We start from the raw sequence: 7,227 nt of genomic DNA, 5'->3' as shown, positions 1-7,227 counted from the left end.
CGGGCGTTTCCTCCCTTGACTTGGCCGCCGGTCCTATGGATCGGCGGCTCACTTCGGTATCGGGTCAACGCTTTCAGCATTGACGGAATCATAGATCAATCTGGAGCTCGACGACGACGGCGCTGGGGGGCCATGGTGTATCGGGATTGAAACTATTTATGCAGCATAGAGGTGTGCAATTCAGCATTCGAGAAGTATTGCCGGGCGAGTGGCGCTACAGTTTTGAAGTCGATGGCAAGACGATCAGTGGCCGAACCCGAACGAGGTTGGAGCTTCTTGCGGTTCGTCGGGTCAAGGATCGCATCAATCGTGAATTGAATCGCGGCACGGAACATGTGAGTTGATATAGAGCTGCGCTCCTGTTCCAAATGCTATTGGGGCGAAGCCGTGGGCGCGGATTCCGCCATTCCGCCACCTGCTAATCTATCAGTGCACATCCACCGATGATAACGAATTTTCATTTTAGACACGGACCGCTAGCTAACTAAGGGGGCATTGCGTGCCAACATACCTGGCATCTTACGATATAAAAGAAACTAGCCCAGATCCACATTCCACGTTTCTCAAGCAAGCCGCGGCCCACAATTGGAAACTTTGGATACTCGCCACCAACAACATCTGGTATCGCCTACCGAACACCACTCTTGAAGGCACCTTCGCGAATATCGAGGCGGCGAAAGCAGCATTGGAAGCAACTCGCGCCGCCACCGAAAGGGAGATGGGACGGACCGTAACGATGAACAAATGGATCATTGTCGACTACGGAGCATCGAGCTTTAATTCGGATCAAAGACAGAATGTGTGACTCAGCTATTGGAGCAACCGTTCCGCCTCAGGGCCATAGGGACTATCGCATAGCGCTAGCTAAGATCGGCTTGCAACCTCGAGAGACAGCTCATAAAGTAACGTGTATTGAATGGAGCCATTACCATGTCCGACGAAAAAGACGATTCGCAGCACGTCAATCAAAATTATACCCCCGAAGTCATCAAAAATTACAGACCCGCAACGCTGCCAAACCAGCAGCATCCGGGTCATGGGGTAGACGGAAATTATATTCCGACGACCGATACGATTCCTAGTTCACCACCGCCAAAGCCAAAGAAGTAATTCGATTTAGATCCGGCGACGGAGATCTACTCTCGCGATTTGATCGGCGGGAATATACGTAATCTCGTGCCCCCAACTTGCGTCGATGGGATCTGCTACTGGAACGAACCCTACGCCGCGTTTGCTTTGTTTGTCGGTAAGTTTGTCGGTGACATACATTAAGATATCGCCTTTCGCGCCCAATACGCAGGGACCATTCGGGCTCGCCTGAAATCTCGAAAGGTTGTCGCACATCAGCCAAGTCCCATCCTTCAACTGAACGACTAATTGAGTCGCCACACATCGTTCTCCATGAAGTGCCATCCAAGCGCTTGGTAGATCGTCCGAATGACTGATGCGCGTTGCTCGCAGCATGCGTTCAAAGCGAGGCCGCCCGAGCACTCTCCACGAGGCGCCAGCAGCCATCGCAAAAAGGAACGTGATGCCTGATGAGACTACCAGGGAAAGATTGAGAACCCACCGGCCAAAATAGAATGCAAAAGCCGAGACGAAAGCAAAAACTAAGATCGAAAAGGTGACGTCGGCCAGCTTGTGGTGATCTCTAATTCCAACGTTCGCAATATAGTATGCGACGTAGCCACAAGCGACCAAGAGCAACGTCGACCACGACTGATTCAGCGCTAGTTCGACGGCTTCTTTCGTCATTCGCAAAACGTAGCGCGATTAAGGCCAAGACGCAATCAGAGAGCTGACGTCAGAATGAAAGCGCCACCTTATGCGCCCTGCGCTCAGCTACTTTGCGTTTCAATCGACTCTATCTAGGCGCAGGATTCAGCCGACGCCAAGCGGTCCAGTCGATCGGGACAGGATGCGGCGGTCCGCCGATTTCGTCCTCAGGCCAGCGATCGATGATGCGCTGAGTGACGCCGTCGCGCGAAACGGTGGTGAGTTCGGCAAAACCACCGACGCCACCAAGGCCGGCCAGGATAGCGTTTGGCGAATTGACTCGTTCATGGCAGTCCACTTGATAACCTAGACCCATCTCTACAGCTTCTCTCCGCGTGCCACTGCCGCGATCATCGATCGTATGTGCTTTGCTCCCTCTCACCGAATGGCCGGCGCCCGATCGAAAATGAGTTCGTGGTGATCCACGAAGACCGGAGGGCCGCCGGATCAGGTTGGCGACTGAGCGCAGTCCGGCGTTCTGGACCTATGCCGTCAGTGGCGCTACCCGTCCCACCATATAGCGGCGGGGTGCAACTGATCTGGAGGCCGCTAGGAACTGCTTCCGTCGGGCATCGAAGCGGTTCTATGGTGATCTGAGCCTCAAGAGCATCGAGCTCTGGCATCATGCCGACCACGCAGCCTAGGGCGCGTGGATCCACCCAGGAAGACCGATGATCGTCTATTTTTCATGCCAGGGCTGCGGCACCAGTTATTCTGCGGTTCAGGAGCCGGCATCCGCTCCTTTGAAGAGCTCGGGCCTTTTTGTCTGCATGCGTTGCGGGAAGCCCGTCCATCATTGGTCAGGAGCCTATAGTTACACTGACTGGAAACGCATGGAATTCGGAGATAGCAAAGATGGCTCGGACCTCCTCTGAGTGAGACGCCGGCTGTGCGCAATTGTTAGTGGATCTGCTGGATCGAAACACCCAATCAACGATTGGTTGGTCTATCACAGGCAGGCACCTCAACGGGAACAGCAAAGCCAGCCTTTACCCGATCCATAACGACCAGCGTCTTGAAGCATTTGATGTCCGAATTCTTGTAAAAGAAGCTTCTGGTGAATTGCTCGTAGTCCTCCATGGTACGCGCGGTCACATATAGAATAAAGTCAGCATCACCGGTGACGTAGAAGCCGTTGACGACTTCAGCTGACGATTTGATGGCCTTCTTAAACCTATCAATGATATCACAACGCTCCCGCTCCATAGTCACCAGTACAAGCATCTGGATGGGTCTTCCAACGGCCTTCGGCGAAACGATCGAGATATCGGCCTCGATGATGCCTTCCGAGCGCATTCTCTTCAACCGGCGTTGACACGCGGTCGCAGAAAGCCCCGCTATTTCGCCGATCACCTCGGAAGTCAGACGGTTGTTCTTCTGCAACATTTCGAGGATGCGAGCGTCTATCCGATCGTATCGCATTGCATAATAGCTCCAACCCTGAGGCGACGCTCACCGCCAGATCCAGGCGCGGCGAAGAGAATTGTCCAACGGCATGAAGACATAGAAGATTCACTAGGTGTCGGCTCCGGTCTTCTTTACTCGCCTGACTCTTTCGTGCATCCGAGCGCCAATCACGGGAAAGCGGCAGCGGCCGCTTAAGCATGCTCGATGCCCTGAGCGCACCAAACACCTTTGTATCTTTGACGGTCATGGACGTCGGCAAAACTTCAAGCGGTTGTCCGCCGTTCACGGCCGCGTCGTATCCTGCCAATGCGCTTTCCGAAAGAACTGACGTGCGTTGCCGCGCATGATCCGGTCAATCAGGTCACGGGTGTCCTCAAGCGCGATCCAGCCTTCGGCGACCAATTGCGAGAGAGCCCGTGCGATTCCACGGCGCGCTACACACGCATGGCCATAAATGGGCTCGACAGCGACATAGTCACCGCCAAAGGTGAAGATCTTGTTGGACGGAACCGCCATCAAGAACTCCTTCAAAAAGCGAACGCCCGCCACCGGATTAATGATCCATGCCCAGCACATGTCGATCGCAGCGTTAGGATAATGTTTGGCCAGCGCGATAAACTCGTGCTCGTATGGGTAGCCGATGTGCATTAGTACGAATCGGGTTTCGGAAAAATCCTGCAGCAGACGGCAAACGTCTGCGGCATTGCTGCGAGTGCGGGCGAGTTGCATCACGCCGTAGCCAGCCAAAACGCCGGTGTGCAGTTTGACCGGCAAGCCGTACTCGCCAGCCTTGCCGACGCAATAGCGAAATAGATAGTCTTGCAACGCCTTGAGGTCCCCAGGGCCGAGGGCGTGCAATGCGCCTACTCTGTCGGCATGGTGGGGGAATAGTCTTGCGGCATGCGCCTTGGTGACGGGCTCGAAATCGAGGGCGCGCGAATAGGCAATTTGCGATTTTACAGCCACGGCTTTGCTGCCGTATGTCGTGAAATAAAAGTCGACAACCTCGAGCCATTCATCGAGCGTCGTCGGGCGCCTGCCCGTCTCGGCTTCTACCCACGCAAAGTCAGCAGCACTACACCGGCACAATTGAAGGATGCTTATGTCGTGGTCGAGCAAGTCCGGCTGCTCGGTCTCCATAAAGATGCGCTGTAGCGAATTGACGTGGCAGCCTTTGATGTTTGCGAGGCTCAAAATGCGTGCGTAAAAACCCGGCTGAACGGTTTCACGGTATTTCTCGGCGATGCGGGGCAGGCTTTCGGCGGTCAGGTCCTCTTCACCGTAAACGCCACGAAACGTATGGCGCAGCGCCTGGGCATAGCCGGTGTGGCGGATGCGTTCCCAATAGGGGGCGATCAGCCGATATTTTTCCTGGCTCGTAAGGTCCGGCCCGAGAAACGCTCGTAGGTCGGAAGCTGGCAGGCCTGCAACCGCGAGATCCTCGGCAGCATAGGATCTGAATAGATAGGCCCAGTCGTTGCATGGCAAGGTTCGTGGATGGATTGCTCCGGAAAGGCGCTGACTTTCCTCGATCAGATGTTCGTGGGTATCCACAAATGGCGTCTCCTCGACCCATTGCGCGATTTGTCGATCCGCGTCTGTCATCGACTCCCAACCAACCGCTCCGCCTCTCATTTCGCGCTCCTTTTTGGTGACGACAGTTGCTTGCGTCTGCATTCACGATCGCACCGAGCATTGGACCATTCTGTCGGTCCGGTGTTGACGTCGTACCGCCGTGACGGCTTCGCGTCGTCGCGGGCAAGCTCAGTAATTGACGACATCACTAGGGTGGGCAACGCGCTCTTTAAGCGCATCGGTCATTGGGAAATTCAGATTGATGTTTTTCGGCGGGATCGCAGCTACGAACCATTTGTCGTAGATTTTGATGAACTCGCCGGAGGCCATGAGTTTGGAGAGAACGTCGTCAACTATCCTTTTGAAGTCGGGATCGTCCTTCGAGAACATCAGACCATAGTAATAAACGGTACCGTAGTTAGCTTTTAGAAAGATGAGGTCAGCTGGTTTCGAATAATCCGCCTTCATGCCGGCCAAGAGAATGTCAGCTTCCACCCACGCCGCCACACGGCCGGTCGTAAGCAGCAGTAATGATTCCGCATGATCTTTGGCTTGCGCGATAGTAAGATTGAGGTCGTCTCCCTGCGAAATGCCTTTGGCAATGCCGAGAGCATCGGAACCCTGAGTTACGACAACGGTCTTTCCCTTCAGGTCTTTCGGTGTCTTGAGCCCGCTTGACGCCTTTGCGAGCCAAGCCGTTTGACTGGCGAAGGTTGCAACGCTGAATGACACCTGTTCCAGACGCTGCTTACTGCTGGCAGTGCCACCGCACTCGATGTCGATCGTGCCATTCTGGATAAGTGGGATCCGGTTTGACGAGTTGACGGGCGTGAGCTTCGTCTGAATGTCCGGAGTGCCAAGATCAACTTTCAGACGGTCGACGACGTGCGCGCAAAGGTCGAGCGAAAAACCAACAGGCTTCTGATCGGCGCCGAGATAGGAAAAAGGTATCGAAGCCTCGCGGTAACCAATGCTGATCACCCTTTTCGATTTGATGTTGTCAAGCGTTGGCCCCGCCTGGGCCGTGGAGATCGCTATTCCGGTGATCACAGTCGCTGAAAGCAGTGCAAACATTTTAGCCATGGAATTCCTCTGATTCATATGAGCCGCGCTTTTGCGTCTTTGGCCTTGGGCAACGCGTGCGTTGCCACGCGACCCACGCGCGATCAGGCCTCGCTAGGATTGCCCCTTCCAACAGCCGGCAGACGCCTAGTGCCCGAACCTGGAAGCAAAACATCCGCTCATTTCCGCACCGCACATAAACCGGGCAGCACTCAGCCGTGGCTAAATGATAGGCCTCACGATCCGTTTGGCACCATATAAATTTCAGTTTGCGAGTTTTTTAATTCCGAAATATGATAATTTAATTACGGGCGACGTCACAAATTCGACAGGTCCGCCCTAACCACCACTCGTGAGATGCTTCCGCCCGTCGGCGATCATGCTCAATCGGGAAACACGAAATCCATGCAATGTGCATTTTCTAAACTTTGGGAATCCGTGCTTTTCATCGTTCACAGTCGGCCCCTTCGCGCGGGCGGCACTCACTTCGAGCGTCTTTCCCGCAGCACAAAGGGTGCACGTTTAGAGCACCGCGGCGCCGACCAAGGCTGGGATGGTCGAGACCGAGCCAAATGGGACGCAAGTCCTGGTCGAACCGGGGGTGAAGCTGGCGATGCCTTCGTTGGTGTCGTCGGCGCTTCGGGACCCGACTGATCACACGACGTCTCACCTCGAGGTGTGCTGGCGATACAGCCGCTTTCGCAAGTCAATTCCTTACGCAAGCTCCAAGTCTACACGGCTCAAGAAAAGAGCGGCCACCGCCGGCGCGGTGGCCAAGTCAGGGAGAAGTGGAAGCTGACACGCTGATCACCGAGCTTGACGGGCAGCCCACGACACGTGTCAGGCGGCAGGCTGTATCGAAAATCCCCTCGTACGTCTCCGAGGTCCTTGAATTGCCCGCCACCAATTTTCATCTTGGCTACGTTTCGGCGGAAAACGCCGCCGGTACGCGCGGCGTTAAGCATTCCTTCCGGCTCCCGATCAGAATGATCTGGCGAGGACATCCGAGTTCGATCGATTCCATGGATCGAACCGACTGCGGCTCGGCTCTTTTGACCGACTTCGGAAGACGACGATCTGCATTCGTTAACTCGTACTTCCTTTTGATCCATGCTCGGGATCTATGATGCCAATCGCGCTCGCGTCGGCCTGGTAAGTCGACGCGGATCGGTCGTTTGGGCAATCAAATCCGGGGAAAGACCCGGCTCCTCGTCAAGTACTTCGCGGATTGTCTTGCCCGAGATCAGCACCTTCTTCGCCAGCTCGGCCGCACGCTCATAACCGATCGCTGGGCTGAGGGCTGTCGCAACCGCAGCGCTGGCCTCGAGGTGTCTAAGACATACTTGCTCGTTTGGCGTGATCCCGGTGACGCACTTCGTGCGTAGCACCTCGATCGCATTGATCAGC

7 protein-coding genes and 1 pseudogene are annotated in these 7,227 nt (G+C 55.1%); 2 read left to right on the top strand and 6 right to left on the bottom strand.

Translation table 11 applies throughout. The features are described from left to right. Positions 1-499: 499 nt before the first annotated feature. A complete protein-coding gene (locus IF803_RS41905) occupies positions 500-805 on the top strand; it encodes a hypothetical protein (RefSeq protein ID WP_129964851.1) in 306 nt (101 codons plus the stop codon). A 125-nt stretch (positions 806-930) separates the two neighbouring features. Next, a complete protein-coding gene (locus IF803_RS41900; protein ID WP_129964850.1) occupies positions 931-1,110 on the top strand; it encodes a hypothetical protein in 180 nt (59 codons plus the stop codon). A gap of 6 nt (positions 1,111-1,116) precedes the next feature. On the opposite strand, the gene IF803_RS41895 is transcribed toward IF803_RS41900, so the two are convergent. The 6 genes and pseudogenes from IF803_RS41895 to aspA all read right to left on the bottom strand — a co-directional run. Beyond that, positions 1,117-1,755 carry a hypothetical protein gene (locus IF803_RS41895; protein WP_129964849.1) on the bottom strand — a complete coding sequence of 213 codons (639 nt, stop codon included), beginning with the start codon at positions 1,753-1,755 and terminating at the stop codon, positions 1,117-1,119. Between the two features lie 109 nt (positions 1,756-1,864). Continuing rightward, entirely contained in the window at positions 1,865-2,092 is a 228-nt protein-coding gene (locus IF803_RS41890; RefSeq protein WP_129964848.1) for a hypothetical protein, read from the bottom strand. Between the two features lie 614 nt (positions 2,093-2,706). Further along, positions 2,707-3,198, bottom strand: a complete 492-nt coding sequence (locus tag IF803_RS41885; RefSeq protein WP_129964847.1) for an Lrp/AsnC family transcriptional regulator — start codon at positions 3,196-3,198, stop codon at positions 2,707-2,709. Between the two features lie 267 nt (positions 3,199-3,465). After that, positions 3,466-4,860, bottom strand: a complete 1,395-nt coding sequence (locus IF803_RS41880) for an amidohydrolase family protein (protein WP_129964846.1) — start codon at positions 4,858-4,860, stop codon at positions 3,466-3,468. Between the two features lie 87 nt (positions 4,861-4,947). Continuing rightward, the gene (locus IF803_RS41875; RefSeq protein ID WP_028343737.1) at positions 4,948-5,841 is read right to left on the bottom strand and encodes an amino acid ABC transporter substrate-binding protein; all 894 of its coding nucleotides are present in this window, start codon (positions 5,839-5,841) and stop codon (positions 4,948-4,950) included. Between the two features lie 1,100 nt (positions 5,842-6,941). Then, a pseudogene (aspA, locus tag IF803_RS41870) lies at positions 6,942-7,227 on the bottom strand (aspartate ammonia-lyase); the annotation flags it as partial.

Source organism: Bradyrhizobium sp. UFLA06-06 (assembly GCF_054820065.1).
The sequence above is the reverse complement of the archived record's forward strand: the minus strand, read 5'-3'. Positions and strand labels throughout refer to the sequence as shown.

What these genes read in the sequence shown, in the direction of transcription:
- IF803_RS41900 (WP_129964850.1), top strand. Translation starts at nt 931, where the DNA reads ATGTCCGACGAAAAAGACGATTCGCAGCACGTCAATCAAAATTATACC.
- IF803_RS41895 (WP_129964849.1), bottom strand. Translation starts at nt 1,755, where the DNA reads ATGACGAAAGAAGCCGTCGAACTAGCGCTGAATCAGTCGTGGTCGACG.
- IF803_RS41890 (WP_129964848.1), bottom strand. Translation starts at nt 2,092, where the DNA reads ATGGGTCTAGGTTATCAAGTGGACTGCCATGAACGAGTCAATTCGCCA.
- IF803_RS41885 (WP_129964847.1), bottom strand. Translation starts at nt 3,198, where the DNA reads ATGCGATACGATCGGATAGACGCTCGCATCCTCGAAATGTTGCAGAAG.
- IF803_RS41880 (WP_129964846.1), bottom strand. Translation starts at nt 4,860, where the DNA reads ATGCAGACGCAAGCAACTGTCGTCACCAAAAAGGAGCGCGAAATGAGA.
- IF803_RS41875 (WP_028343737.1), bottom strand. Translation starts at nt 5,841, where the DNA reads ATGGCTAAAATGTTTGCACTGCTTTCAGCGACTGTGATCACCGGAATA.